Source organism: Brevibacillus sp. JNUCC-41 (genome assembly GCF_014844095.1).
Taxonomy (GTDB): Bacteria; Bacillota; Bacilli; order Bacillales; family DSM-1321; genus Peribacillus; species Peribacillus aracenensis.
Map to the genome: position 1 here is coordinate 620223 of NZ_CP062163.1, position 26035 is coordinate 646257.

The window sequence follows — 26035 nt, forward strand, 5'->3', positions numbered from 1 at the left end:
CCTCACATATCACATATTACCAAATTTTCCTGAGTTGCATTTTTACATGTTATTGAAGCGGATATTTTTAGCTAATGGAGGGATTGTTATGTTATTGAATAAAAAGGGCGGGTTTCAGTTACTGCCAAATGTTGAAGACCCAAAATACATTGTATTCTGTGATTTTGATGAAACCTATTATCCTCACTCCATGAGTCACGAGAGACAGAAAGATTTATATGAACTTGAAAATTACTTAGAGGCAAAAAGTCACGATGGAGAACTTGTCTTTGGCTGGGTCACTGGAAGTGGTATTGAATCAATATTACATAAAATGGAACAAGGTGGCTTCAGATTTTTCCCGCATTTTATTGCTAGTGACTTAGGTACTGAAATCACCTATTTCTCAGAAAATAATTTTTTGGAAAATGATCCAGATTGGCATTCACAGCTTACTATCGAAGAATTTAATAAAAGGAAAGTCGATGAAATTTATAATGTTCTACATAACGGCAATATACCATTGATTCCTCAGACTCAAATGGGAAGTTCACGCTACAAAAGAAATTATTATTATCAAATACAACATGAATCCCTCGACAAGAAGAACTTAGCCACCATCCAGATGGTGGCCAAAGAGTACGGGGTAGGGGTAAATATCAATCGTTGCAATCCCCTTGCCGGAGATCCTGAAGATAGTTATGATATAGACTTTATTCCATTGGGTACTGGAAAAAATGAAATTGTACGTTTTATGCTAGACAAATTCGCGCTGAGTCGGGAGCATGCCTTTGCATTCGGGGATAGCGGCAATGATCTGCTCATGTTAAAAAGTGTTAAACATGGTTACTTGGTAGGGAATGCAACTCAAGAAGCGAAGGAAGCTCATACTAAAATAGCGGCAGGTACGTACTCCAAAGGAATATTAAGAACTTTGCAATCCATCATTACTATTTGAGTGGAGGTATAAGCAATTGATGCGCTTTTGCCACAGCTTTAACTTTCTGCTAACGGTATGGTTTTTTCTATCAAGCAAGCAATTCATTCCATGTTTCTTGACCTGCTTGCTTATCAGCGGAAATCTTGCTTGCCTTTTGGTCTTGAAATAATGCCGCCTCTGTTTTCCCCCCGAATTCTCCGTCAAGGGGTCCGGGGTTAAACCCTTTCAAATAGAGCGCTGCTTGCAGGATCCATGTGATGTTGCCAGCAGCTCCTTTTTTTAAAGTGACGGTTGCTGTCTTGGTTTTAGGTCCCCATTTTCCATCGGCAATTAGCTTTTTATTGTATTGCTTATTCAGCTCCGTTTGTAAACCTTTTATTAGAGCCGATCGAGTTTTTGGACCATAAAACCCATCACCTTCAATATTCGTTTTATATCGGCTATTTAACGTTTTTTGTATCGAAATTATATGACTATCTCCTTTGCTGGCCTTCGGCATTTCCATTTTTTCTAATTTGAAGGTAAGGTGAGGTTCTTTTCCTGCTTGTAACTGTGTAAAAGATAACCCGCCTGTCATCTCCAAGTGGGGATAATCCTTGAATGAACTCCAATCCCCGCCCCATTTAAATCCTAAATCCTTACCTATGGCAGCCACGCGCTGCCACTTTGAATCAACTGTCCATATCGCCCTCTTGCCATCATCACTCACAATGAAGAAATCAATGGCCAGTCCATAATTATGATAAGATTGCCCTGGTTTAGCGTTCGTCACAATAGGTTTAGCTAGATTGCTATAGTTTTTTCCATTGTAGCTGTAAACTCGTCCTTGACCATAAAGTACGGCTTGTTCTTCCAAAGAGCGATGGCCTGCACTTATCTGTACAGTGATCCCTTCAGTATAAGCACATTCCACCATTTCCAATGCTGATCCCTTCACCACAGGATTCATCCCTTTGCCCATCCTTTTCACTGATCGATCCAGTAATGTTCGTAATGCTACCGTCAATGCAATCCCTCCTTTTAGTTCCCATCAGGCTTTATATAAGCCCTTTTAATGGAAAAGTAGCATGGTTGGAAAAGTTTGTTCTCATTTATTAGAGAATGGAAGTAATAGGTTATTTAACAAACGTTCCAGCTGATTTAAGAAATCCGCTCCCTTTCCGCAGACTGTCTGCCAAGCCTCCTCGACGCAAGCGTCTGTGGGGTCTCGGCTAGCCAGATATTCGGAGGGAATGCCGGAAATTATTATTTTTTTTTGAATATATCATCTTTATCCAAGATTGATAACTGAGGGTGAAAAAGCCTATTGTTCCTTCACAATAGAAAGGGAATTTCCCCAAAAAAATTAGACTACTTCCGTTCGCCTGTTTGCGAATGAAAGTAGTCTATTAATGAATTGTTTTATTAATCTCTTTAACTTACGCCTTAATTTCAATAGAGGGGCTTATTGTAAAGTCAGCCTCTGTTTTACTTTTCACTTCATCAAGTGTTATGCCATTTTGCAATTCAATCAATTCCATGCCAGCTTCTGTAAATTGAAAAACAGCCAGTTCGGTAATCAGGCAATGGACGACTTTTTCCCCCGTCAATGGCAATGTACAGCTCTTTTTCACTTTGGATTCCCCATGCTTGTTCACATGGTCCATAATGACAACAATTCTTTTTGCGCCTTGGACGAGATCCATCGCCCCTCCCATTCCTTTTACCATCTTCCCTGGAATCATCCAGTTTGCCAAGTCCCCATTCTCGGACACTTCCATCCCGCCTAAAATGGCCAGGTCGATGTGGCCGCCGCGAATCATCGCGAACGATTCAGCGCTATCAAAAAATGATGCTCCCGATTTTGCGGTTACTGTTTCTTTTCCGGCATTAATCAAATCCGGATCGACTTCATCCTTTTGTGGATAAGGTCCGATTCCCAGTAAGCCATTTTCCGATTGAAGCATGACATTAAAGTCATTTGGAATCATGTTGGCAATCAAGGTCGGCATTCCAATCCCTAAATTTACACACATACCATCTTGGATTTCTTTAACGGCCCGTTCTAAAATTAGTTGTCTCGTCATTCGAATGCTCCTCCTTTTTATGCGTTAGCAGTTGTAAGTCTTTCAATTCGTTTTTCATAGTCACTTCCTACAAGCACTTTCTGTACATAAACCCCTGAAGTATGAATTTCATCTGGATCGAGTTCTCCTGTGCCCACGAGCTCCTCCACTTCGACAAGCGTGACTTTTCCTGCAGTGGCAACGACAGGGTTAAAATTCCTTGCCGTTTTCCGATATACAAGATTACCGAAATGATCTGCTTTCCAGGCTTTTACAAAGGCAAAATCTCCGACTATTCCTTTTTCCATAATGTATGTGCGGCCATCAAACTCTTTATGTTCTTTACCTTTCGCGACTTCCGTTCCTACTCCAGTAGCTGTATAAAAGGCAGGAATTCCCGCTCCGCCCGCTCTTAAACGCTCGGCCAGCGTTCCTTGTGGAACTAGCTCGACCTCCAGCTCGCCACTTAAAAATTGCTGTTCAAATAACTTATTTTCCCCTACATAAGAAGCGATCATTTTTTTGATTTGCTTATTTTCAAGCAAAAGACCTAGACCCCAATCGTCGACTCCACAATTGTTGCTGACAATCGTCAAATCCTTTACCCCTTTGTTACGCAAAGCAATGAACAGTTTTTCTGGTATTCCGCTTAATCCGAATCCGCCAACGATAATGGTTGCTCCATCCTCGATTTGTTGAATAGCGCTATCAAAAGATGTTAATAATTTACTCATTTTCCATCATCTCCATTCTTAATACTATTCTATTAAATAAACAGTGAAGTTGCAAAAGCTATGATGAACACGGTTACAGTTTTCAAAACTGTAATCGCAAAGATATCCTTGTAAGATTGACGATGTGTCAGTCCAGTAATGGCAAGCAAGGTAATGACGGCACCATTATGCGGCAGCGTATCCATTCCGCCAGATGCCATGGATGCAATTCGATGAAGCATTTCAGGGGTGATTCCGACACTTTGGGCCACCTGCAAATAGTGACCTCCCATTACTTCTAACGCAATCGAAAGTCCACCTGACGCGGATCCGGTAATCCCTGCCAGCACATTGACGGCGATAGCTTCGGATACGAGTGGATTGCCGCTTGCATCGAACACCCAGTTTTGAATGACCGAGAATCCAGGAAGCGTTTTCACCACATTCCCGAAACCAACTTCAGATGCAGTATTGAATATGGCAAGCAAGGATCCCATTGCCGCAGCAGTTAATCCAGTTGCCAATTTGACCTTGATACGTCCAACATTCAGAAGCATCGCTGCAATAATACCGATTGTCAATGCAACAATCAAAGACCAGGATGAAGTGACTGTGCTTACATCGGCAATGTTGAAAGTTTCCTTCAACATCGATGCATCATACCAGTGCTTAACCGAAATAGCACTCCGGCTGAAAACAAAATTAAACGCTACGACAAGGATGAGCGGTACGATGGACAGCCAAAAGTTAGGCAGGTTTTGCTCTTCTGCACTTTCTGGTTCATTAATATGTCCTTCCCCATAGCCTTCGCCATTTGCCAATGCTTGTTTACGGCGACGCTCTAACCAGATCATTCCTCCAGTGAATACCATGATCGCGCCAATAATCCCTATTATTGGGGCTGCATAGGTATCCGTTCCGAAATAATTCGTTGGAATGATATTTTGAATTTGAGGTGTTCCAGGAAGGGCATCCATCGTATAAGTGAAAGCGCCTAATGCTATCGTTCCTGGCAATAACCTTTTTGGAATGTCTGCTTCTTTAAAGATTGCCGCTGCAAACGGATAAACGGCGAATGCCACTACAAACAATGAAACCCCGCCGTATGTCAGCGCCGAACACGCCAGCACCACGGCAAGAATGGCCTGCTTTGAGCCTAGTGATTTTACGATGGTCTTGGCAATGGATGCTGCTGCACCGCTCATTTCCATGACTTTTCCAAATACGGCCCCTAATAAGAATATCGGAAAAAACGCTTTTATATAGTTAGCCGCAAACGTCATATATGTCTCTGTATAACTCGGCAGCAAATGTCCACCGGATAAAATGACCGCCAATAAAGTAACGATCGGCGCTATGATAATGACCGGATAGCCCCGGTAGGCTAAAAAGATTAAAAGTCCCAGCGCCACAACAATGGCTAAAATTTGAATCACCAACTCAATTCCCCCTTTTCTCCTCTTGCCCCAAAATAATTTCAGAAGCCCTTAAGCAGAACTACTAGTAATCTCCTAAATTCCATATTTTCAATTTTTCCGCCTTTGCCATCCAAGCTTGCCTTCCCCAAGTCAAGCTGAATGAGCTTCCTAAGTGGTTTCCAATTAGTGAGAACGCTTTCAACAATCTGCTGAATTACGAAATCCCCTTTCATTTTACGTGAAAACACAATATAAAATGACAGATAGGCCATTCACAAAAGTTAATTATGCAATTATTGTGCCAACTTAAGCACAATGAAAAATGACATCTTTTAAAGCCTTTTCCAACATTTTATTTCCCTGTTTTTCAATAAAACCCTTTAAAACTGTCAAGGTTTCAGTACACATACGTATAAACTCCGAAAAAGTGTAAGCCTTTTCTTACACCATTTATATTTCCTTTCATTTTATGTACGGATTTCCTTACACTTCAAATATTTGCTAGTGAAAAATTCTTAAGAGGTGGTTAATAAGTATAAAAAAAGTGCCCTTGGGCTAAAGGGCACTTCAGACTGTAGACATACTCAATGGAAATCGAGTTGGTCTATAGTTAATTTGATCGTTGATTTCCTCTCCAGGGACTCGCTTTTCCCGCAGGAGTCTCGCACCTTCCGTTCCAATCAACTTTTTTAAAACTTTAGATTTAACCTCTGTTCCTACATTCTTTTTTTATGTTTTGTATACTTTGAACGTTGCGTTTACTCCAGGTACTCGCTATCCGTCCAATCTACTATTTTAAAAATTCAGAAAGTACCCTTCGCAAAAGGACAATTTCAACATTCATAAACCATATTTATTCATTTTTTCATATAGTGTCGTTCGACTCACTCCGAGTCTCTTTGCCGTTTCTGATTTATTACCAGAAGTCATTTCCAAACACGAAACGATTGCAGCCCGTTCGGTTTCATCCATTACTTCCGCTAAAGTGCGAATCGATACTGATTCTTTATGTCCCGTTATTTCTTCAGGGAGATGCTTGGAACGTATCATTTCCCCTTCTTCCACAATATTCATTGCGCGTTCGATGATATTCTCCAACTCACGGATATTACCCGGCCATTTATAAAGACGCAACAGCCGTAAAGCTTGTTCACTCATCCCCGTTACGCGTTTTTTCATGAGGTTCTGGTACTTTTCAACAAAATGATTTACCAGTATTTCAATGTCCTCCGGTCGCTCTCTCATGGAAGGAACCTGGATTTGCAAGACCTTCAGCCGGTAATACATATCAAGTCGGAATTCCCCCTTCGAGACCATTTCCTCCAGATTACGGTTCGTTGCAGCGATTACCCGTACATCAATCGGAATGCTTCCCGTCGAACCGACCCTCTCGATCTCTTTTTCTTGTAACACACGGAGCAGCTTAACCTGCATATGCAGTGGCAGCTCACCGATTTCATCGAGAAAAATCGTTCCGCCTTCAGCCGCTTCGAACTTACCTGCTTTTCCGCCTTTTTTTGCACCAGTGAAGGAACCCTCTTCATAGCCGAATAGTTCTGACTCCAGCAGCTCTGCAGGGATGGCCGCACAGTTCACTTTGACAAATACACCCATGGCCCTTCTGCTATCATTATGAATGGAATGGGCAAACAGCTCCTTACCTGTTCCGCTTTCACCCAAGATCAACACATTCGAGTCGCTTTTAGCGGCAATTTTGGCTTGACCTTTTACTTCCATGAAAGCAGGACTTCTCCCCATCAGATGATCAAACGTATATGAGGCCTTATTCCTCTCGCGAAAATCGCCTTTGTACTTTTTCAGCTCAACTTCTAGTGAATTTATCCGTTTGGAAAGAGCGGTAAATTGGCCGACATTCTTAAACAGAATCTTTCCGACCGCCCCTATTAATTTACCTTGTTTCCTTATCGGGGAGCGGGTCGCAATTATATAATTATCTTTTATTTTTTGTAATTCAGCGACCTCTTGCTTGCCAGTTTTGGCGACCACATGCATACGGGTATTTTCAATGACCTCCGTTACATGTTTCCCAATGGAACTTTCCTGATCGACGCCAAGAAAATCCGCATAAGCGTGGCTCAGCATTTGGACATACCCTTCCGTATCGACCATCACCAAGCCGTCATAGGCAAATTCGATAATATCCTTAAACAGAAGTTCTTCATGATTATCGCTGTTAAGAAAATCACTTTTATTATTTGTAAATAATAGGAGATAAATCTGATACTCCTCATCACCCATTTGAATGAGGGCCTTTCTGACAATCCCATTATGATCATTCAAACGAATCGGAGTATTTACAGCGGGTACAAGTTTTTTTTCAATAATCAAATTTATTTGCCGATCCAATTCATTCTCAGCAAAAGCCTCGGATAATACGCGATTGCTGAGAACGATTTCTGTTTCGTTTTTCGTTACCAAAACACCAAAAGGCAATTCTTCCAATATCGCTTTCACTAATTCAAATTGAATAGTTTTATTATCGCTGGCCATTCCTATTCTCCTTAACCCGTCTGAAGTTTCCTCCATTATATCATAGGAAAAAGGGGCCAAGTCATTACCGTTCCACAATCAGCGCAGTTCCCTGTCCGCCACCGATACATAATGTGGCAAGGCCGGTTTTTGCATCCCTAAGCTTCATTTCATACAATAAAGTCACTAAGATTCGGGCACCGGAAGCACCTACCGGATGACCCAGAGCTATTGCACCGCCATTTACATTCACTTTCTCGGGATTCAGTTTAAGGTCTTTAAGCACGGCGAGTGATTGTGCCGCAAAGGCTTCATTCACTTCCATCAAATCAAGATCATCTATTGTCAATCCCGCTTTTGCCAAAGCCTTCCTTGTCGCAGGCACAGGACCGTATCCCATGATTTTCGGATCAAGCGCAGCATTTGCATATGACTTAATTGTCGCTAATGCTTCCAGTCCCAGCTCGTCCGCTTTTTCCTTAGACATCAGGACTAACATCGCACCCCCATCATTGATTCCGGATGCATTTCCTGCCGTAACCGTCCCATTTTCCTTAAAAGCAGGACGCAGCTTCGCTAGCTGGTCGATTGTCAGCCCATGACGCGGGTGTTCATCTTGGTCCACCAAGATCGTCTTTCCTCTGCGTTTATATTCAACAGGTACGATTTCATCTGCAAATCGTCCTTCAAGCTGTGCCTTTTCAGCCTTCCGTTGGCTATCTAAAGCAAATTCGTCCTGCTTTTCACGGCTGATTCCCCACTGCTCGGCGATATTCTCCGCAGTCACGCCCATATGATATTGATTAAAAACATCCGTCAAGGCATCATATGTCATGGAATCGACTGCTTCGGCATTCCCCATTTTCTGTCCAAAACGATAATTCGGAAGTAAATATGGAGCATTGCTCATGCTTTCAATCCCCCCGGCAAGAATCACATCAGCATCGCCAAGGGCAATGAATTGTGCGCCCATTATTACCGTCCGGAGGCCAGATCCGCAAAGTTTATTTATGGCCATGGCCGGCGTTGTTTCCGGAATCCCTGCATGAATCGCAACCTGACGTGCCACATTTTGCCCTAATCCAGCAGATAGAATATTCCCTACTAATACCTCATCAATCATGTCAGCCGAGATATTCGCCCGCTTAATCGCTTCCTTGGCAGCCACAACTCCCAAGTCAACCGCCGACACATTGGCAAGACTGCCTCCAAAAGAACCAACTGGTGTTCTTGCTGCCCCCACAATCACTACTTCTCTCATAATACTTCCTCCTTCTCCATTTTTAATTTTCCCAGTTTAATAAAATTACGGTCCCTCTCATTGATTTTCTGAGACACGGCAGATCCTTCATACGTAAAAATCCCTTCTCCCGACTTCGTCCCAAGCTTTCCCTTAGCTACCAAATCACGAATCAAATCAGGGGCTTCCTTACTTTGATCCAATACCGGTGAAACATTATCAAAAACGCGCTGCCATGTATCCAATCCGCCAAAATCTGCAATCTCGATCGGCCCAGTAAATGCCCATCGAAAACCTGGTCCAGCCGTTATCGCCGTATCGATATCCTCAGCATCGGCAACGCCCTCTTTCAATAGATAAAAGGCTTCCCGCATCAAGGCAGTCTGGAGACGATTGGCGATGAATCCTGCTATTTCTTTTTTCAAGAGAATCGGAGACTTGCCGATTTTACGCATTAAATCCATTGTTGTCTTGACGATTTCAGGCTTTGTTTCGTCATGCTGAACAACTTCAACCAACGGAACCAAATGGCCAGGATTAAAGAAATGCGTGATGACCATTCTGTCGGCAAACGAGGCCTTCTCCATCAATTGAGAAATCGGAAAGGTCGATGTATTTGAAGCAACAATGGCATCCGGTTTGATTATTCCCTCCATTTGCTGATATAGATTCAACTTCAGCTCAATGACTTCCGGAATCGCCTCAATGATAAAGTCAGCATCCCTTACAGCCCCTTCCAAATCTACGCTATACGTAATATTCGCTAAAGCATCTTGCTTTTCCTGATCAGTCAATGCCCCTTCCTCAATGAGCAGTGATAGATTCTCAGAAATCCGATTTTGGGCATGGTGTAGCAACTCTTCCTTTATATCGTTAATGGTGACGGAATACCCGCTAACTGCAAAAGACTGAGCGATCCCGCTCCCCATTACACCTGAACCGATAATGGTTATTTTTTTAATCATCCAGCTTCCCCTTTCCGTTTCCATTACCTTTATTTACTCACTTTTTTATTTATGCAATATTTATGCCAAAGATTAGGGGGGAATAAAATTCTTTTTTTATCTTGAAAATCATGATAGACTCTTACTCATTAACCTAAACCATATTTTTATAACCTTCCCTTTATATTTCCAATGGAGTTTGCCTTGTGAAATATTCCCTATTTACGACATAAAATGACAGACCTGGACCATTACATTTTTTATTGGAGGAATGTAATATGGTTAAAGATAAAGTGGCGATCATTACCGGATCCGCTAGAGGAATCGGTTTTGAGATCGGAAAGATATTCGCGGAAAATGGCGCAAAGGTCGTTTTGTCCGACCTTGATCAAAACACAGTTGAAAAAGCTGCTTTAGACCTGAGGAACAAAGGCTTGGATGTTATCGGCCTAAAAGCGGACGTAACAAGTGAAGAGGATATTATCCAACTAATCAAACAAGCTAAAGACAAATACGGACGAATAGATATTTTCATCAATAACGCAGGCCTTCAGCATGTTGCTCCAATCGAGGAGTTTCCAACTGAAAAATTCGAACTGATGATCAAAATCATGCTGACCGCGCCATTCATTTCAATAAAGAACGTTTTGCCGATCATGAAAGAACAAGGCTTCGGCAGAATCATCAATATCTCTTCCATTAACGGCCTGATTGGATTTGCCAACAAAGCAGCGTACAATAGTGCCAAACACGGTGTAATCGGTTTAACGAAAGTCGCCGCCTTGGAAAGCGCCTCTTTTGGCATTACCGTCAATGCCCTTTGCCCAGGATATGTAGACACACCTCTCGTCCGCGGACAATTGGAGGATTTGGCGAAAACAAGACAAGTACCGCTAGAAAGCGTTTTGGAAGATGTCATCTATCCACTTGTCCCACAAAACCGCTTACTCGATGTAAGTGAAATTGCCGACTATGCCATTTTCCTCGCAAGCGACAAAGCACGGGGCATCACAGGCCAGGCAGTCGTGTTAGATGGCGGATATACAGCTCAATAAAAGGAAAAAGGCATCTGCGATAAACCCCGAATAAATGACACCAAAAAGGTGCTCTGCATTCGGGTTTTTCTGGCTTCCTTGGATTGTGGGAAAATTTGGTGGTTCACAGACCTCGCACATGTTACAGTAATATAGGGACATTTCCCATTTTACAAATATAAAAGGAGGCCTCGTCATGATTATTAAGTGGGTTAGACTGCGATAATTAAAAGCGCAGGCCAATCATCATGCTCCGGAAAGAATTTATTGATCTGCGCCAAGGTAACGGCTATTAGATAATATTTAATACGGAGGTAAAAAAACATGAGTGAACAGATACTGAAAATAAATAAAGTGGATATATGTACAGAAAGTTTTGGAAACCCAAAGGACCCTGCTGTGCTTTTGATCATGGGAGCGATGTCTTCATTAGATTGGTGGGATGATGACTTCTGTCTCCGCCTCGCTGATTCGGGGAGGTTTGTCATTCGGTACGATCATCGGGATCTCGGACGATCTGTCAGTTATGAACCCGGTACCTCCAACTATACAATAACGGACATGGCTGACGATGCCGCGGGTGTTCTGGACGCTTATTCCATAGAGCAGGCGTCTATCGTCGGGATGTCCCTAGGCGGTTTGATCGGCCAGATTCTCGCTTTAAGATATCCGGAACGCGTAACTACGCTTACGCTAATTGCATCAAGTGTGTTCGGGACTGTAATGGAAAAACTCCCCCCAATGGACCAAAGCATATTGGATCATCATGCGAAGAGTGCATCCATGGATTGGTCAAATCGGGAGGCGGTCATCGCTTTTCTTGCGGATGGATGGAAAACTTTAGCCGGTTCCAAACCTTACGAGCAGGAAAGAATGTATAAACTGGCACAAAGGGAGGCGGACCGCGCCAAACAACTGCCGAGCAGATTCAATCATGCTTTGCTTGCTGGCGGGGACGAATATTTTGATAGAATGGGTGAGATATCCGTACCTGTCCTCATTATTCATGGCACAGAAGATCCAGCCTTGCCATACGAGCATGGGCTTGCCCTTGCAAAAGCCATCCCTCATGCAGAATTAGTGACTCTTGATGGATCGGGGCATGAGATTCATAGTGAAGATTGGGATCAAATTATCGATTCAATCATTAAGCTAACTTCGCGATAAATTAGTCATAAAAGAAGCCGACCAATAAAGGTCGGCTTTTTTTATACTACTTTTAGCAGAAACTGCCGTATCCGCCGCCGTATCCGCCGCCGTACCCGCCGCCGTAACCTCCGCCGAAACAAGCAGCTCCAACGATGACTAAGAGTATAAACAAAACGACTATAAAAGCGAAGCCGCCACCAAATCCAACACCATCATTACAACAACTTGATTCATGACCACAATTTGACAATAGAAACATCTCCTTATTCGTTTTAGGAGGAAATAATTAAATGGGTTAATTCAACATATGTTCCAAATAGGATAATGACACAAAAATCTCCGGAAACTTTTTAACAACCCACTAAACCATTCGGGAATCCAATTATCTCGGTCAAGAATATCGCCGATCCATGAACCAACTTGACGTTACCAGCTTCGGCTGAAGAAGGAACAGGGTTAACTACTATCTCTATAATGGCGGACGGCACGTTAGTTCAACAAGCAAGTCATACTAACTTCGGTTTATTGTACAATTAAGGTAAAAAGGTTCGAGGTATCTATGATAAAAGGAAATTCTTATATTCTTGTTTTCACCGTGCTTGTTATGTTTACAATAGTGCTTGTTTCAACTACACCAATAATAATTAAAACTTTACTTGCTTTTATAACGATTGCGTTTTTATTTCCTGTGATTAGGAAGCTTCTGTTTAAAGACAAATCAAGAAAAATCAAAGTGGCATTCTACTCATCATTTTCCTTAACAATTGGTTTATTTCTAGTCTCAATTTTTGAAGAACCATCCTTGAATTCAGGTGGAGATTTTATTGTAGTTCTTTTTTATAGTTTGATTGGAAATTTCTTTTATGGCTTACCAGTCTCACCATTGCTGAATTTATCTCAATCAAGTATTTCAATATTCGTTTCTGGTTATCTGGATTAATACATAAAGTTTATCTTTTAGTTATCCTGAAAAAAACATACGCCATTTTCGCCGCTTAATTCTTTAACTGAATTACCCGAGTGATAAAGATCTACAATAGTCTTCTTGAATTCATTATTATATTTTTTACCTGTATTCTTACGTTCCAAGACGGACCGTCCTCTCAAAAATCATTGTAAGGACTTAACTAAAATGTGTCCATGAAACTATACTAACTCCAAGGGAAATAAGTATTCTTTATGGACAAGATTTTGTATCAATTAGCAATCGATTCAAAAAAAAATAACGAAGCTATTGAAACGGTATTAAAGTTTTACACACCCAAAATTAATAAAACTCTACTACAAACGAGTTTACAGAACAGAAACGACTTAGAACAAGAACTACGTCTTAAATTGGTAAAAATGATAAAAATGTATGACCTGGATGAGATAGTTGGCTTTTGGGGGTTTTACGAAAAAGTAAAAAAATAAAACTACTTTAAAAAAGGTTGTAAAAATCTGCAGTTAATATTCTTTACTAAATATACGGAGGGAGAAGAAAAAATGGAAAATGAAATCTTAGTTTATACCATGTTTAACTGTATTTTTTGTATCAACCAAAAAAAGTGGATGGAGACTAATCAACTTCAATATGAAGAGCGTAACATTATCAAACAAATTACACCAGTTACTTTTATCTCTGTAAATAAGTTACTAGTTACATTTTTATTGTTTACTTTTTAAAAGGAAAAACAGTGCAACTGTGTAGTAATAATAAAGTGGTTTAGATTTGTACGTTTGAACCTATATGTCTACGTCTAAAAATTACCTACAATAAAAATAAAAACGCTTATATTTGAATTAGAAAACAACCATTGTATAAAAAGAAAAGCCTGCTTATTCAGCAGACTTTTCATCGATTATATCTTTGTATTTTTTTACAATGTTGGCTCAGTGTAATTAGGAAGTTAATATCAACATCATAAGTTGGAATATTCATAAAATAATGTTAGTATTAATACAATGGATTTTTAAGTGTTTTGAAAATAATTCCAAGTAATTTGGGAGGTGTTTTTTTGGAAAAGGAGGTAAAAAGAGGTTTAACTAAAGTTATATCCGTTACTGTTGTAGGTTTCATTCTTGTAATATTGGTTCCAATTCAAAATTACTTCTTAACCAAAGGGGGATTTTAGATTATCCATTATAATAACTACTTGGAATCATTTACCTCATTCATGTTACCTTCACAAATTCCCCTTTAACAGAACAACTTATTGAACAGTTCCTTAATCAATCATTAATTCAGATATCCTACTTACTTTTTCCCCCTTTAGATTACCTTATCCAAAGGGGGAAACTCTTTTACAAACGCTATAACCTTATGAAGGATAAAGTAACAGTAATGGCTTCTCTAATCTTTTAGTAGTTTTTCTAGGCTAGCCTTATTTTGATAACCGTTAACAGTTTTTATAACTTTCCCTTTTTTAAAATTAATCATAGTAGGGACTGTTTTAACTCCTAATTTATTAATCTGATTAACCATTTCTTTTTCGTTTTCTTCTCTTTCTTTATCTGTGTTGTAATAATAAACCTGGATATTATTTTCTTTAAGAACTTCATTCAAAACAGGAGAAAATTTATCACACTCATCACAAGTTGGCCTCCCAATATATACCCAGAAATTTTCCTTTTCTTTTATATATTTTTCAAGTTTTGGGGTATCTAAAGAGATAAGGGCAGCTGAAGACTTAGCTGATCCCATATAAAAAATTAACATAAGTAACAAGAAGCAAGATAGTATTACTGAAATAACAATTGATATTTTTTTCTTTGTATAAATAATCTGACCTCCTATTCAAAAATATACTCTATAAGTTGAAACAAGCTATGACACCAGCAATAGTACCCGCCCCCATAGTAGCAACTGCAGCAATACAAGCAGCACAAATTGGCGGTACAGCTGGACAAGATGCAGCACAAGTACCAGCTATTAAATATGCAACTGTTATATCCCCGTTCCTTTTTTTGCTACATACAATTTTAACTTATAATGCAACTCAGCATTTAATTTAACTACTTTTGTTTCAACAGCCTTTGTCTTTTTTGCAAATGGACTATCCACGTTTTCATTTTCTTGTCTATCTAAAAAGCTCATTATAATTCCACCTTTAAATTCAAGTCTTAAAGGGATGTGATTTGAGTATGTCATTTTTAAAGACATTAGGTTGACCTTGGGACAAGGGGTTTGACCCGAACGAACTTTTTAGCAATCACATTGGTGAAGCTATATAAATGTTCTGAGTCAAACGGTTCTCCTTTCTATGCCTCTTTATTGAACGACATAAATTGTTTAGATATCACTTTCAGTTCTTTATATATTTGTGTAAGCAATATTAGAATATGTATAGGTAATCCAACTGCAAGTCCCACCAATGGAGAATAAGGCCCAGCGAAAGTAAAAAGCGATACAAGTGTAATGATTATATATACTGAGATAATTAACGTGGTCAAAAGATTTATCCTTTTTTATCCAATTATATCATATATTTCTTGCGTAGTTCATAACACTACGACTGTCTTGCTCCCTTCAAGTGAAACAACAATATAGCAGAGCTGATTCTAAAAAAAAGGAATAATTTCACATTCCAATTTGAAACATCCGTTCTTTTCAAATCGCTGAAAAAGATATGATCCGTGATTATGAATCAAGCCTCCGAAGACAAAAAGGAATACTTTATCCCTTGACCAACCCCAGCCGGATTAGAAAAACGGTAAAATAAACTTGGTACACGCCTATTTTTTAACATCATTAAAAGGTAACGGTTGAAGTTCCCTCTATAACCCCATAGATTTAAACGATGAAAACGGAAACGAAACTTCGTTTAGACTCCTTAAAAAGAGTTTAGGTCTTCTTTGTTCACTTTTCGAAAGGTCGAGCAAAGAAGACCTTTTTGCGTTTACCAGTATTTTAGTAGGCACTGCTTTTCAATGTTTATCTTTTTGCCTCCTTTTGGTTTCATCCAATTCTTTACCGCGTTCCATACTCCCTCTAATGCTACATTATAAACCTATAAATATTTACAGTTTGTCCGTAAATATAAGTAACTTGTCCAAGCAATCGCCTTAATTTATTAATACTATATTTTGTAACTACTACGAAAATACACTTGGGGTAGTACGATTCGATACTACACTCCATTTCATTTTCAAAAAAAAAGGGTTACAAGAAAGGATTGTGATTTTGTGGGAAATTTCAGTATGAATAATCCGATGCACAGCAACTGGGGTTCTGCCTGTTCCGACAACGACTGGGGTTTGGGGAATGATTCAAGATTTGATCGTCATTCAAAATTCAAAAAGCCATGTAAGGTTTGTAAGTCTCACGACGAGTCTGCTTGCAATTGCAATTTTAAAGCTCCAACTCGCCAACTCGCTGCTCCATTAAACAGCGACTGTGTCCTAGTTAATTCCGTTGTAGGCTCTAAATCGGTACAAAAGGTTGCAGAAACAACACTTCCTTTTACCGCGTTTACTCCAGCAATACCAGCAGGATCCACTATTAGATCGGTAGTTGTTACACCGAATCTAGCTGGTGTTACCCGTAACACAACAATCATTAGGGACAAAGTCGTTAACATCGGGCTTATTCCTGTAACGATTACAGTAACATATACGGCACCAGGAACAACCACTCCTCTTTTAACAGCCACACTTTCAACGAGTTTACCATTCCAGGAGCATACAGATTTTCCAGGTGCCTGCCCTGAGGATGCAGTAGTAGAACCCCCATTAGTAGTAGAAGGGATCTTTGCTCAACCAGGCGTTCCAGTCATCGGCACCACTGGACTTGTTACTACCAATGCTATTTTAGTCAAGATTGTACTACGCACTACAATTACAGTTACTCGACAAGTTATCGTGGATTCACATGGTGGTATTTGCGACGTAAATGAACGTCGTTGTGAAACTACAACTACTCCAACGACTAATACTCTTCCTGCTCCATAAATGACAGTGTTGAGCAGTTTTTAATCTTGACTAGCAAAGCCCTCTCTAAATAGAGAAGGCTTTGCCTTTATTTATTTTATAGGATAGAAAGGAGTGACATTTCTATGTGTTATCACGAAGATTGTTCTAAGAAAAATCACTGCGATAATGAGCATCACGAGTGTTGTAAAAAGAAAAATCACTGCGATGAGGACCATCACCACGATTGGTGTAAGAAAAAATGCTGCCATAGGAACCATCACCATGATTGGTGTAAGAAAAAATGCTGCCATAATGAACATCACGAGTGTTGGAAGAAGAAAAATCACTGCGATAATGAACATCACGAGTGTTGCAAGAAGAAAAATCACTGCGATAATGAACATCATGATTGTTGCAAGAAGAAAAATCACTGCGATAATGAACATCACGAGTGTTGCAAGAAGAAAAATCACTGCGATAATGAACATCATGATTGTTGCAAGAAGAAAAATCACTGCGATAATGAACATCACGAGTGTTGTTGTAAAAAGAAAAAACGCTGCGATAATGAACATCATGATTGTTGCAAGAAGAAAAATCACTGCGATAATGAACATCATGATTGTTGCAAGAAGAAAAATCACTGCGATAATGAACATCACGAGTGTTGTTGTAAAAAGAAAAAACGCTGCGATAATGAACATCACGAGTGTTGTAAAAAGAAAAATCACTGCGATAATGAACATCACGAGTGTTGTTGTAAAAAGAAAAAATGCTGCGATGAGGACCATCACCATGATTGTTGGAACAAGAAAAATCACTGCGATAATGAACAGCACGAGTGTTGCAAGAAGAAAAATCACTGCGATAATGAACATCACGAGTGTTGTTGTAAAAAGAAAAAACGCTGCGATGAGGACCATCACCATGATTGTTGGAACAAGAAAAATCACTGCGATAATGAACATCACGAGTGTTGCAAGAAGAAAAATCACTGCGATAATGAACATCACGAGTGTTGTTGTAAAAAGAAAAAACGCTGCGATGAGGACTGTTGTGGTAATTGGTAGTTTGTTAAATGTAAAGTACTTTGATGACGTACTTGATCAAAGTACTTTTTTAGTTCCCAAAAAGATGAGTTATTCAACCTCACAAGTACCGCGTACTCATTCTGTTTTTCTTAGAATGGCCACTCTATTTCAACTATCCTGCCCTTAGTCTTCATGAGAATCAACAAAGCCCTTTACCAGAGTGATTTTAATAAAAAGTAATAATTTTACACTTTAACACTGGAACATTTGTTCTATTTATGTTATTCTTATAAAAACAAATAAAAAGATCAAATCGCTACAAAAGATTTGACCATAATTATAATTAAAGGTCGGTTGTATCCGCGGGCCTTACACGGTTGTACCGCTGAGCCGAGCCATTTGCTAACGTTCAGGGTGCCGGTGATAAAGACAGCTCCGAACTTCAGCTAAAGCACCCGTTCGTTCATTAATAGCCAGTAATTTCATAACAACAGCTATTTAATAAATCATCCCCCCATCCATCTGTTTGCCCGCCATAAGGTTTACTTAGTCCATTAAGTCGTTTTTGTATATCAATAATATCGTCGTAAATTAAAAGCGCTTATCTCTTCTGCAACAAAAAAAGACAGTAGCCCCCTGATAGTTAAAGCACCATTTCGTTAGACAAGATTAGTGCATATTCTCGGCAATCTTTTTCAGTTCCTTTGCACGAGAAATGATAAATTCTCTCATATACTTCTCTAAAAACAACTTATCAGCTAAAACTCCAATTGGACCGAACGGTGATTCATATTGAAATTTATCCATCATTATAGTTCCGCCTGATTCTTCTATGAACTGATGTGTGTGCACGAAGGAATGGAAGGCTCCCTTCACCATAATATCCACAAACTTATTTGGCTTTTCCATTAATGTCACTTGGGCTTTCAGCCTTTGTTTAATACCAAAGTGAATGGCTTCCCATGTTACAGTATCCCCCTCCTCTAATAGCCCTTCTGTCACACCATCAACAGCAACTTCCTTTGTTTTCGCTGTCGTTTTGGTATGGATATCCACGCTCCTCTTAAGGTCAAAACATAAGTGAACTGGTGCTTTAATAAATAGTTGATGTTCAATAACAGGCATCGCCCAATCTCCTTATATAATCACTTTCTACCCATCATTATTGCTCGTTTTAGCAAATAATACCTAGCCCTTATTCCATTATCCTGCCATGCTTGTTACATAAGAAAAAGCTGCCTTAAGACAGCTTTTCGAATAAATCTTTCGTCCAGCCTTACTTTTTCAAAACGGGGATCCATATTTCACTTCTAAATGTTGGTGAGGTCATATCTTTATTTTCATTCCAAAGGATTTCCGGTCCTTCCCTTTGTTCATAGTTTGAGGATGGAAACCATTCGGAATAAATACGTCCCCATACATTTTGCAGTGTTTCAGGAAAGGGACCTACCGCTTCGAATACTGCCCATGTAGATGCATCAACTTCAAGCTGTGTTAAGTTATCTGGACACTCCCTCGTTGTCGCTGCACCGATATAATGATCAAGCTCCCCTTTTTCCTCCATGCGGCCTTCTGAAAAATTCACAGATGCACTAAGCAGCCCCAATGGCTCGACATTCGATAGGTTTTTAAGTTCATTTATCGTTTTCTCGTCTAAGCTTTTCCACATAGATGCAATCCCTGGATTAACCCCGTTAAAAATGATTGGAACTCTTTTTTTAATTCCAATAATGTGAAATGCCTCTTTTTCTTCAATTCGATAGTTCATCTCACTGCCTCCTTTAATGGATAATTGGAAGGACATCGGTGGATAGGCTTTAAGTGAATGACCATTACTTCTCGCTTCTGATGGTGTGATACCATGCAAATGTTGAAACGCTCTTGCAAAAGAGTCAGGTGAGCTGTATCCGTACTTTATCGCTATATCTATGACCTTTATGTTGTTATCCCTTAGCTCAAACGCTGCAAGTGTAAGACGTCTTCGGCGGATATATTCGGATAGTGAGATACCTGCAAGGAAGGAAAACATCCTTTTAAAATGATATTCCGAGCAATAAGCTATTCTTGAAACTTCTTTAAAGTCAATTTCATTCGTAAGATTTTCTTCAATGAATTTAATGGCACCATTCATATTTTTCAGCAAATCCATTCAATGACCTCCTTATATCAAAAGAATAGCAGGAATTGAAACGAATCATCCGACATTCTGTGCACGATTATGCAGGGTCCTTTCACACCCGTTAATGAAAATAAGCTTATTGTTAAAATGGAGATTTACGGACTTTTTGCATAAATAGCTCTGGATTATCGATCTGATTAAAACCGTATTTTTTATATAATGAATGTGCATCATTAGTAGCTAACATAAACCTGCGGACCCCCTCCAGCTCGGAATGATTGGTGATGACATCCATTAACCATTTTGATAATCCTAATTTACGATAGTCAGGTAATATAAACACATCGCAAAGGTATGCATGTGTTACTAAATCTGTTATGACCCTTGCAAATCCAACTTGTTCACTACCTTCATTACCTATTTCACCCTTATAAACCCCAAAACATAAGGTTGTATTTTCAATTGACTTCATTACTGTTTCCTTAGGTATTCCCTTTGACCAGTAAGCTTCTTGATTCAAAAAATCATGTATTAAATCTATATCCAAATACTTTTTATTAGTAGAAATCGAAAATCCTTTACTATTCATTTTTACATCTCCCCCAAAACTTTTTTAATTTTCTTTAATTTTACCAAACAACAGATTTTAATCTTTTGAACTAGCTCGCCACGTTAGTCTAAATGATTATAAGCTTCCTTAAATATAACTCGACCTTCAGCTGATGCACCAGTTTGTAAATTAAGTGTGTAAGGGATTGTTGGAAGAATTTTAATTACAACAAGTATATCTAGGTAATTCGGAACAAATATTATACATGTTGCAAATTCTAAGGAGGTGGCTAAAATGGACGCACAACGAGCAGAAAAAATTGCTTCTTCACCAAATATGGTTAATGTAACCTATAATGAGGAAAGTATCTACATTGAGCATGTGGATGAACAAAATGGAATAGCTACAATCCATCCCCTTGATGATCCAAATAAAAAACAAAGTGTTTCTGTAACCAGCTTAAAAGAACAGTAATTTCCTCGATTCAATAATAAACCTCCACTTTCGGGTGGCGGTTTATTGTTCGATTCATTCCAATTACCATTTTCAAAAATGGAGCTGCTGATCAGCTCCTGGGAATGAAGTAAAGCTCGTATTGTTGGTTTAAAAGGCAAAGAAAAAACAAGCGAATTCATAAAATTCGCTTGCCTACCTGTTGGACGGTATGGGCTATATTGTGCGTTTGGATAGTTTACATCAACAGTATATACCCCGCGAGTTTTTGCACGTGTTACAAACTCAAATACATCACGGAATCCTGGGCCACCATGACCGGAAAGAATCGTTGTTTTCCCTTCATTAGCAAAGTCACGAATTTTTTTCGCATTTTGAAGTAATAAGTTCGAGTTTAACTGTGATGGCACAATCAGTACATCATAAATCTATCTCGGCAAACTCAGGGAAATATAAATCAGTTTGTCGATAAATTGCGCATATTTCGGCTCGTGGAATGTACGATAGTGTAGTGCATGCCCACTATAAATAACTGCAATTTTTCTCATTATACTTCCTCCTGTGCAACTTCTTGTTTGAGTTCTAATTTTACCTGTTGTTTTCCTATCGCTCTTATAACCTAATAGACTATGTCCGGAATGAACAATGACCGTACCATTTGTTGTATGACGATCAATGTACGTAATGACCTTTCCATCTGTAAACGTTAAACAAACCTCTTATACACCCGTTAGATGACAAGCAGCACCTCTTCTATAGCACATATCCATCCAGGAACATAACAAAAAAAGCCAACAATTTGTTGACTTAAAATATATCGACATTATAATTTCATTAAAATTCATTAGTATTACTTATATATTTCATTTTCCAATATAATCACTTTTTCCCCATTCGCTGCTTTCCCGATTTGTTTCGTATTTTCAACCAGCCGAAAAATATTATCACAGCATTGTTTGGCACCTATAAGCAATAATGGTACACCTATAAAATCAATTTTTAATGCTCTTGATAAATATCCCCCTATAGACATAGCAATAGGTACAGTTGGTGAAGTATTGGAGAATACTATTACTTCGTTAAAATGAAATTTTTCTTCTAGTAGTAAAGTCAATTCTTTTAATGCTGGAACCACAAGTTTGTCTCTTTTATGCCCAATTGTATAAACGGAGTTGCCCTCTTCATCGATTCCGCGAAAAATTAGCTTTCCAGCATCTTCTTTCGTTAATTTATTGAAATATTTCACATTTAATATTTCTTTCGAGGTTAATTTTCTTTCCGATTGAGGTAATTGTTTTAAATGATATGCGGCAGCCAAAGACGTGGTATGTGTTCCCCCATAATCATTATAGATATACATCATGAAATCATCCCTAATAGTCATATTTAACACTATTATGTCCTCTAAATGAATATTCATATCCTGGGATCATCATAAAAAAGAAGAGTACACCTATTTGTCATTATAAGTGCACTCTTTTATCCCCTTTAATCCGGGGTATGTATAAGGCAGCGCCTCTGATTCCATGCGGTGATTTTTTCAGTAAAAATGACGAAACCTACCGATGGTAAAGAAAATTCATTAGCTTATTATCATCGAGTGTTTCTTTCTTAATCGGGGCAGGCAATACTGTGTTTCTGACATCAGCTATCATTTTAAGGTCAAAGGAATCTATTGCTTCCCCTTGTTGGTTCATGATTGAGAGAATTCCATCATTACTCGTTTTTAGACTTGGTTGATCATTCATTAAATGAGTAAAGTATAAGTCTTCGTTCAGCTTGTAGGAATTAGAGTAGTCCGCTGAATAAAGTATGCTATTTTTATCAATTTTGCCTGATTTAAAGTTTTCAAAGCCATAGTTGAATAAAAGCTCAGTATCAGAGTAGGCAACCTTGTCTGAAGGAGCTTTCAGAGTGACGGCAATCAAGTCCTGCTCTCCCCTAGTGGCAGTAGAAATCAGGGTGTAACCGGATTTACTGACGAAACCGGTTTTCCCGCCGGTTATTCCTTTATAGGGGAGTTCGCCTTTTAACATTTTATGATGGGTAACTAGAGTGGTGTCCCATGTTTCCACTTCCCATGGTAATTCCTTCTTCCCAAAATACTCACGGAACGTTTCATTTTTCATTGCATATTGGGTAATTTTCGCAAGGTCACTGGCTGTTGTTACATGGTCTTTGTCAAATAATCCATGGGGGTTCGTAAAATGAGTATCTGTGACGTTTACTTCTTTTCTTAAAAACTCATTCAAATCTTCCATGAACAGTTTTTCACTACCAGACATATGCTCGGCAATTGCGATGGCTGCATCATTTCCGGAGTTGATCAGCATTCCTGCAATTAATTTGGAAAGCTCGATTTCCTCCCCAGGTTCCACAAATACCGAAGAACCGTCTGCCTCCGCTGCTTTTTTGCTTATCGTCACCAGTTCGTCCTGATCCCCGTGTTCTATAGCATATATAGCCGTGGCAACTTTCGTTAGACTGGCTGGATACATCCTTTTATTCATATTTTTTTCGTATAATACATTCCCACTTTTCGCATCAATAATGATCCCTGCTTCACTATTGAGAGGTAAGTCAGATTCTGCACTTACAGTCGTAGAGGCGAAGGGGATTAAAGCCAAGATGAAGATGAAGAAAAACTTTTTCATATGCCTCTCCTTTAATGATAGTCAAATTCTATATAGTCATAATAAAATAAATCCGAAAGGTAAAAGATGTTTTATTGAAAGTGAAATACAAAAGTAATTCCCCCTTAATAATTTTGGAAACATTTCGGTTAATGGCCTTCATTTTCTTTCCTGAAATAACTTTATAAGGGTCACTGCCCTTTTATTGGAGACCCTATTTTATTCCCCTTTAAATAGATATTTTTGTAAATCACTAAAGCTTTTCATAAAAAAACCATTCAAACTGAAGGGCTGAGTTTGTAGACAAAAGGGGTTTTGTCTATATTTCAAAACAAAGTTGATTGGAACGGAAGGTGCGAGACTCCTGCGGGAAAAGCGCGTCGAGGGGAGACCCCGCAGGCGCAAAAGCGCCGAGGAGGCTCCCGGACCGCCCGCGGAAAGCGAGTGCCTGGCATGGAAATCGACGTTCGAGGTTTTATAAACCTAAATAAAAATTGAGACAAACTTGTTTTTATCAGGTTTGTCAACAGTCTCAACCATTCAAACTGAAGGGCTGGTTACTTTATAGGTGTTGAAAATCTGTTATGTTTTCATTTTCATTCCTATTAACATACATTCCACTTTTACAATCGGCTTTCTTGATAATATAAATATAATCGTTACTGATATGGCTAATAAAACATAATATTGGCCACTTTCTTTGATCCAATCATAAATAAATGAGTTATAAACATATTCCAGAATAAACATATGAAAAAGATAAATAACTAATGTAATGGATCCTATTTCAGTAAAAAATGTCTGCTTTCTAGGAACTATACAAAGAAAACTATAAGTTGCCGCCCCCATGATTAAATAAACGATCAGCTTATATACAAAACCGAGGGCAATGGAACCTTCCATTAATTCCTTATAACCTAAACGGCCATAAAACCATTCCCTCCAGGTCATTTCACCAAAGAAATAAATGCCGGCAAAGATTAACCCTAGTACACACCAGCCGATTAGGGCATTCCTTTGCTTTTTAACCCATTCAAAATGTTCTTTTTCTAAAAAATGTCCAATTAAAAAGAAAGGAAAGAAAAAGAACGTTCTCGACAAACTTAACCATTCATTTACTTCACCAATGTAACCAATTATTAGAGATACGATTATCGAAAAAACGATTCCATATTTCCTCGAGGTAAATATTGATAATAATATATTCCAACAGAATAAGCTTATTAAGAACCATAAGGCCCACCTTGGGGTCAATATTGAGAATTCAATTGGTTCATCAAATAACTTCTGATAATAGAAGGTATAAATTACCTGGAATATTACATAGGGAATCAATATTTTCTTTATTAGCATCCAAAGGTCCTTTTTACTTTTTATCTTTCTTGAAAAATAGCCGGATACTAAAATAAAAGCTGGCATATGGAATGAAAAAACAAACAAATAAATAGTTAAAATCCATTCGTTTTCTTCTACCATTCGAGCTAATGTGTGTCCCAAAACCACTAGTACGATTAAAATAGCTTTCGCATTATCAAAATAAGGATCACGTTTCATTAAATCTTACCTCCTCTAAAGAAACTGCTCGTTATATCTCTTAATCCTTAATTATGCTTTGAATGAAAAAACCGGCTTTCCTCAAAAAAAGGATTGCCGGCTTTTTTACTAAAGGAAATTCAATGGAGTATCTACTTTATCATAGCTTGTTTACAGAATAGTTAATGGAAAATAACAGTTTGATAACAGAGACTTAAAAAAGGGGTCCAACCGTCAATTTCAGCCTTCTTATGGTACACCCGTTTAGTGACTGGCCGGAACATATAATCCCTTCCAGAATTTCAAATCTCCAAGCAGTTCCATACGTTTTCGCCTTACCAAAGCGGGTAGTGTATTATAGAAGCATGAGTATGATAACGTCTCTCTATAGGAGGAATGTTCATGAATCCGGTCATTTTATTTGATGGTGAATGCAACTTTTGCGATTCGAGTGTCCAGTTCATCATAAAGCGGGATCCGCAGGGGCTTTTTCATTACGCTTCGCTTCAAAGTGAGGCGGGACAAGAGTTGCTGAAGAAGTATGATGTTCCTGCAGATATAGATAGCATGGTGCTGATCGAAAGGGATAAGGCCTACTATAAATCATCTGCAGCCTTGAGGATTTGCCGCCGCTTGCAAGGGACGTGGAAATTGCTTTACGGTTTCATCATCGTTCCAAGCTTCATCAGGAACTTCGTGTATGATTACATTGCCAGGAACCGTTACAAATGGTTCGGAAAGAAAGAAGAAAGCTGTATGCTGCCGTCGCCAAGTGTTCGAAAGCGATTTTTATAAAAAAGACCTCATCAACGAGCAAAAAGGACTTCAAGTAATTCGAGGTCCTTTTTGTTTTTTGTATTAGAAAAGACGATCG

The 26035-nt window shown here is 38.9% G+C and carries 26 protein-coding genes; 10 read left to right on the forward strand and 16 right to left on the reverse strand.

Annotation, left to right across the window (positions count from 1 at the left end; translation table 11 throughout):
- The first annotated feature begins 88 nt into the window (after positions 1-88).
- Positions 89-937, forward strand: a complete 849-nt coding sequence (locus tag JNUCC41_RS03030; RefSeq protein ID WP_192206314.1) for an HAD-IIB family hydrolase — start codon at positions 89-91, stop codon at positions 935-937.
- 70 nt (positions 938-1007) lie between these two features.
- On the opposite strand, the gene JNUCC41_RS03035 is transcribed toward JNUCC41_RS03030, so the two are convergent.
- The 7 genes from JNUCC41_RS03035 to JNUCC41_RS03065 form a co-directional block, all read right to left on the reverse strand.
- A complete protein-coding gene (locus JNUCC41_RS03035; protein ID WP_228467510.1) occupies positions 1008-1925 on the reverse strand; it encodes a M15 family metallopeptidase in 918 nt (305 codons plus the stop codon).
- A 412-nt stretch (positions 1926-2337) separates the two neighbouring features.
- A complete protein-coding gene (locus JNUCC41_RS03040) occupies positions 2338-2985 on the reverse strand; it encodes a 3-oxoacid CoA-transferase subunit B (RefSeq protein WP_192206315.1) in 648 nt (215 codons plus the stop codon).
- Positions 2986-3002: 17 nt separating this feature from the next.
- On the reverse strand, positions 3003-3698 hold the full coding sequence (locus JNUCC41_RS03045) for a CoA transferase subunit A (protein WP_192206316.1): 696 nt from the start codon (positions 3696-3698) through the stop codon (positions 3003-3005).
- 32 nt (positions 3699-3730) lie between these two features.
- Complete coding sequence (locus JNUCC41_RS03050; RefSeq protein ID WP_192206317.1) at positions 3731-5116, reverse strand: GntP family permease; 1386 nt, start codon at positions 5114-5116, stop codon at positions 3731-3733.
- Between the two features lie 819 nt (positions 5117-5935).
- A complete protein-coding gene (locus tag JNUCC41_RS03055; RefSeq protein ID WP_192206318.1) occupies positions 5936-7606 on the reverse strand; it encodes a sigma-54 interaction domain-containing protein in 1671 nt (556 codons plus the stop codon).
- 64 nt (positions 7607-7670) lie between these two features.
- Positions 7671-8846, reverse strand: a complete 1176-nt coding sequence (locus tag JNUCC41_RS03060) for an acetyl-CoA C-acetyltransferase (protein ID WP_192206319.1) — start codon at positions 8844-8846, stop codon at positions 7671-7673.
- The gene (locus tag JNUCC41_RS03065; RefSeq protein WP_192206320.1) at positions 8843-9790 is read right to left on the reverse strand and encodes a 3-hydroxyacyl-CoA dehydrogenase family protein; all 948 of its coding nucleotides are present in this window, start codon (positions 9788-9790) and stop codon (positions 8843-8845) included. Before JNUCC41_RS03065 ends, JNUCC41_RS03060 begins: the two co-directional genes overlap by 4 nt.
- Positions 9791-10047: 257 nt before the next feature.
- On the opposite strand from JNUCC41_RS03065, the gene JNUCC41_RS03070 reads away from it, so the two are divergent.
- Both JNUCC41_RS03070 and JNUCC41_RS03075 read left to right on the forward strand, forming a co-directional pair.
- Positions 10048-10824, forward strand: coding sequence for a 3-hydroxybutyrate dehydrogenase (locus JNUCC41_RS03070; RefSeq protein WP_192206321.1), 777 nt, complete (start codon positions 10048-10050; stop codon positions 10822-10824).
- Between the two features lie 303 nt (positions 10825-11127).
- Complete coding sequence (locus tag JNUCC41_RS03075; RefSeq protein WP_192206322.1) at positions 11128-11970, forward strand: CBF family alpha/beta fold macrolide esterase; 843 nt, start codon at positions 11128-11130, stop codon at positions 11968-11970.
- Between the two features lie 52 nt (positions 11971-12022).
- On the opposite strand, the gene JNUCC41_RS03080 is transcribed toward JNUCC41_RS03075, so the two are convergent.
- On the reverse strand, positions 12023-12211 hold the full coding sequence (locus JNUCC41_RS03080) for a YjcZ family sporulation protein (RefSeq protein WP_192206323.1): 189 nt from the start codon (positions 12209-12211) through the stop codon (positions 12023-12025).
- Between the two features lie 300 nt (positions 12212-12511).
- On the opposite strand from JNUCC41_RS03080, the gene JNUCC41_RS03085 reads away from it, so the two are divergent.
- The 3 genes from JNUCC41_RS03085 (at position 12512) to JNUCC41_RS03095 (ending at position 13617) form a co-directional block, all read left to right on the forward strand.
- Positions 12512-12892 carry a hypothetical protein gene (locus tag JNUCC41_RS03085; protein WP_192206324.1) on the forward strand — a complete coding sequence of 127 codons (381 nt, stop codon included), beginning with the start codon at positions 12512-12514 and terminating at the stop codon, positions 12890-12892.
- Between the two features lie 239 nt (positions 12893-13131).
- Entirely contained in the window at positions 13132-13365 is a 234-nt protein-coding gene (locus tag JNUCC41_RS27215) for a helix-turn-helix domain-containing protein (RefSeq protein WP_192206325.1), read from the forward strand.
- A gap of 72 nt (positions 13366-13437) precedes the next feature.
- Positions 13438-13617: a thioredoxin domain-containing protein gene (locus JNUCC41_RS03095; RefSeq protein ID WP_192206326.1), complete on the forward strand. Its 180-nt coding sequence runs from the start codon at positions 13438-13440 to the stop codon at positions 13615-13617.
- Positions 13618-14284: 667 nt separating this feature from the next.
- Here the strand turns inward: JNUCC41_RS03095 and JNUCC41_RS03100 are convergent.
- Together JNUCC41_RS03100 and JNUCC41_RS03105 are read right to left on the reverse strand one after the other, a co-directional pair.
- Positions 14285-14635, reverse strand: coding sequence for a thioredoxin family protein (locus JNUCC41_RS03100; RefSeq protein WP_228467514.1), 351 nt, complete (start codon positions 14633-14635; stop codon positions 14285-14287).
- 243 nt (positions 14636-14878) lie between these two features.
- Positions 14879-15028 carry a hypothetical protein gene (locus tag JNUCC41_RS03105; RefSeq protein WP_192206328.1) on the reverse strand — a complete coding sequence of 50 codons (150 nt, stop codon included), beginning with the start codon at positions 15026-15028 and terminating at the stop codon, positions 14879-14881.
- Positions 15029-16131: 1103 nt separating this feature from the next.
- On the opposite strand from JNUCC41_RS03105, the gene JNUCC41_RS03110 reads away from it, so the two are divergent.
- Together JNUCC41_RS03110 and JNUCC41_RS03115 are read left to right on the forward strand one after the other, a co-directional pair.
- Positions 16132-16881, forward strand: a complete 750-nt coding sequence (locus tag JNUCC41_RS03110) for a hypothetical protein (RefSeq protein ID WP_192206329.1) — start codon at positions 16132-16134, stop codon at positions 16879-16881.
- A gap of 93 nt (positions 16882-16974) precedes the next feature.
- Positions 16975-18060 carry a hypothetical protein gene (locus JNUCC41_RS03115; RefSeq protein ID WP_192206330.1) on the forward strand — a complete coding sequence of 362 codons (1086 nt, stop codon included), beginning with the start codon at positions 16975-16977 and terminating at the stop codon, positions 18058-18060.
- Between the two features lie 482 nt (positions 18061-18542).
- Here JNUCC41_RS03115 and JNUCC41_RS03120 read toward each other — a convergent pair whose 3' ends face one another.
- The 3 genes from JNUCC41_RS03120 to JNUCC41_RS03130 form a co-directional block, all read right to left on the reverse strand.
- Positions 18543-18998, reverse strand: coding sequence for an SRPBCC family protein (locus JNUCC41_RS03120; RefSeq protein ID WP_192206331.1), 456 nt, complete (start codon positions 18996-18998; stop codon positions 18543-18545).
- A gap of 151 nt (positions 18999-19149) precedes the next feature.
- Entirely contained in the window at positions 19150-20022 is an 873-nt protein-coding gene (locus tag JNUCC41_RS03125) for an AraC family transcriptional regulator (protein WP_192206332.1), read from the reverse strand.
- A gap of 112 nt (positions 20023-20134) precedes the next feature.
- Positions 20135-20581, reverse strand: coding sequence for a GNAT family N-acetyltransferase (locus JNUCC41_RS03130; protein WP_192206333.1), 447 nt, complete (start codon positions 20579-20581; stop codon positions 20135-20137).
- A 255-nt stretch (positions 20582-20836) separates the two neighbouring features.
- Here JNUCC41_RS03130 and JNUCC41_RS03135 point away from each other — a divergent pair, with 255 nt between their 5' ends.
- Positions 20837-21016 carry a small acid-soluble spore protein H gene (locus JNUCC41_RS03135; protein WP_192206334.1) on the forward strand — a complete coding sequence of 60 codons (180 nt, stop codon included), beginning with the start codon at positions 20837-20839 and terminating at the stop codon, positions 21014-21016.
- Between the two features lie 829 nt (positions 21017-21845).
- Here the strand turns inward: JNUCC41_RS03135 and JNUCC41_RS03140 are convergent.
- The 3 genes from JNUCC41_RS03140 to JNUCC41_RS03150 all read right to left on the reverse strand — a co-directional run bounded on the left by JNUCC41_RS03140 (position 21846) and on the right by JNUCC41_RS03150 (position 25182).
- Positions 21846-22358, reverse strand: coding sequence for a DUF3189 family protein (locus JNUCC41_RS03140; protein ID WP_192208017.1), 513 nt, complete (start codon positions 22356-22358; stop codon positions 21846-21848).
- A gap of 196 nt (positions 22359-22554) precedes the next feature.
- The gene (locus JNUCC41_RS03145) at positions 22555-23649 is read right to left on the reverse strand and encodes a D-alanyl-D-alanine carboxypeptidase family protein (protein WP_192206335.1); all 1095 of its coding nucleotides are present in this window, start codon (positions 23647-23649) and stop codon (positions 22555-22557) included.
- A 561-nt stretch (positions 23650-24210) separates the two neighbouring features.
- On the reverse strand, positions 24211-25182 hold the full coding sequence (locus JNUCC41_RS03150; protein ID WP_192206336.1) for an acyltransferase family protein: 972 nt from the start codon (positions 25180-25182) through the stop codon (positions 24211-24213).
- A 381-nt stretch (positions 25183-25563) separates the two neighbouring features.
- Between JNUCC41_RS03150 and JNUCC41_RS03155 the strand changes: the two genes are divergently transcribed.
- Positions 25564-25956, forward strand: a complete 393-nt coding sequence (locus tag JNUCC41_RS03155; RefSeq protein WP_192206337.1) for a thiol-disulfide oxidoreductase DCC family protein — start codon at positions 25564-25566, stop codon at positions 25954-25956.
- Positions 25957-26035: the final 79 nt, after the last annotated feature.

Bases quoted from the DNA above. Each gene is read 5' to 3' on its own strand.
- JNUCC41_RS03100 (WP_228467514.1), bottom strand. From the start codon at position 14,635: ATGGGATCAGCTAAGTCTTCAGCTGCCCTTATCTCTTTAGATACCCCA.
- JNUCC41_RS03030 (WP_192206314.1), top strand. From the start codon at position 89: ATGTTATTGAATAAAAAGGGCGGGTTTCAGTTACTGCCAAATGTTGAA.
- JNUCC41_RS03105 (WP_192206328.1), bottom strand. From the start codon at position 15,028: ATGAGCTTTTTAGATAGACAAGAAAATGAAAACGTGGATAGTCCATTT.
- JNUCC41_RS03045 (WP_192206316.1), bottom strand. From the start codon at position 3,698: ATGAGTAAATTATTAACATCTTTTGATAGCGCTATTCAACAAATCGAG.
- JNUCC41_RS03095 (WP_192206326.1), top strand. From the start codon at position 13,438: ATGGAAAATGAAATCTTAGTTTATACCATGTTTAACTGTATTTTTTGT.
- JNUCC41_RS03040 (WP_192206315.1), bottom strand. From the start codon at position 2,985: ATGACGAGACAACTAATTTTAGAACGGGCCGTTAAAGAAATCCAAGAT.
- JNUCC41_RS03120 (WP_192206331.1), bottom strand. From the start codon at position 18,998: ATGCCTGTTATTGAACATCAACTATTTATTAAAGCACCAGTTCACTTA.
- JNUCC41_RS03055 (WP_192206318.1), bottom strand. From the start codon at position 7,606: ATGGCCAGCGATAATAAAACTATTCAATTTGAATTAGTGAAAGCGATA.
- JNUCC41_RS03060 (WP_192206319.1), bottom strand. From the start codon at position 8,846: ATGAGAGAAGTAGTGATTGTGGGGGCAGCAAGAACACCAGTTGGTTCT.
- JNUCC41_RS03155 (WP_192206337.1), top strand. From the start codon at position 25,564: ATGAATCCGGTCATTTTATTTGATGGTGAATGCAACTTTTGCGATTCG.
- JNUCC41_RS03110 (WP_192206329.1), top strand. From the start codon at position 16,132: ATGAATAATCCGATGCACAGCAACTGGGGTTCTGCCTGTTCCGACAAC.
- JNUCC41_RS03150 (WP_192206336.1), bottom strand. From the start codon at position 25,182: ATGAAACGTGATCCTTATTTTGATAATGCGAAAGCTATTTTAATCGTA.
- JNUCC41_RS03140 (WP_192208017.1), bottom strand. From the start codon at position 22,358: ATGATGTATATCTATAATGATTATGGGGGAACACATACCACGTCTTTG.
- JNUCC41_RS03145 (WP_192206335.1), bottom strand. From the start codon at position 23,649: ATGAAAAAGTTTTTCTTCATCTTCATCTTGGCTTTAATCCCCTTCGCC.
- JNUCC41_RS03080 (WP_192206323.1), bottom strand. From the start codon at position 12,211: ATGTTTCTATTGTCAAATTGTGGTCATGAATCAAGTTGTTGTAATGAT.
- JNUCC41_RS03065 (WP_192206320.1), bottom strand. From the start codon at position 9,790: ATGATTAAAAAAATAACCATTATCGGTTCAGGTGTAATGGGGAGCGGG.
- JNUCC41_RS03075 (WP_192206322.1), top strand. From the start codon at position 11,128: ATGAGTGAACAGATACTGAAAATAAATAAAGTGGATATATGTACAGAA.
- JNUCC41_RS03125 (WP_192206332.1), bottom strand. From the start codon at position 20,022: ATGGATTTGCTGAAAAATATGAATGGTGCCATTAAATTCATTGAAGAA.
- JNUCC41_RS03085 (WP_192206324.1), top strand. From the start codon at position 12,512: ATGATAAAAGGAAATTCTTATATTCTTGTTTTCACCGTGCTTGTTATG.
- JNUCC41_RS27215 (WP_192206325.1), top strand. From the start codon at position 13,132: ATGGACAAGATTTTGTATCAATTAGCAATCGATTCAAAAAAAAATAAC.
- JNUCC41_RS03130 (WP_192206333.1), bottom strand. From the start codon at position 20,581: ATGAATAGTAAAGGATTTTCGATTTCTACTAATAAAAAGTATTTGGAT.
- JNUCC41_RS03135 (WP_192206334.1), top strand. From the start codon at position 20,837: ATGGACGCACAACGAGCAGAAAAAATTGCTTCTTCACCAAATATGGTT.
- JNUCC41_RS03070 (WP_192206321.1), top strand. From the start codon at position 10,048: ATGGTTAAAGATAAAGTGGCGATCATTACCGGATCCGCTAGAGGAATC.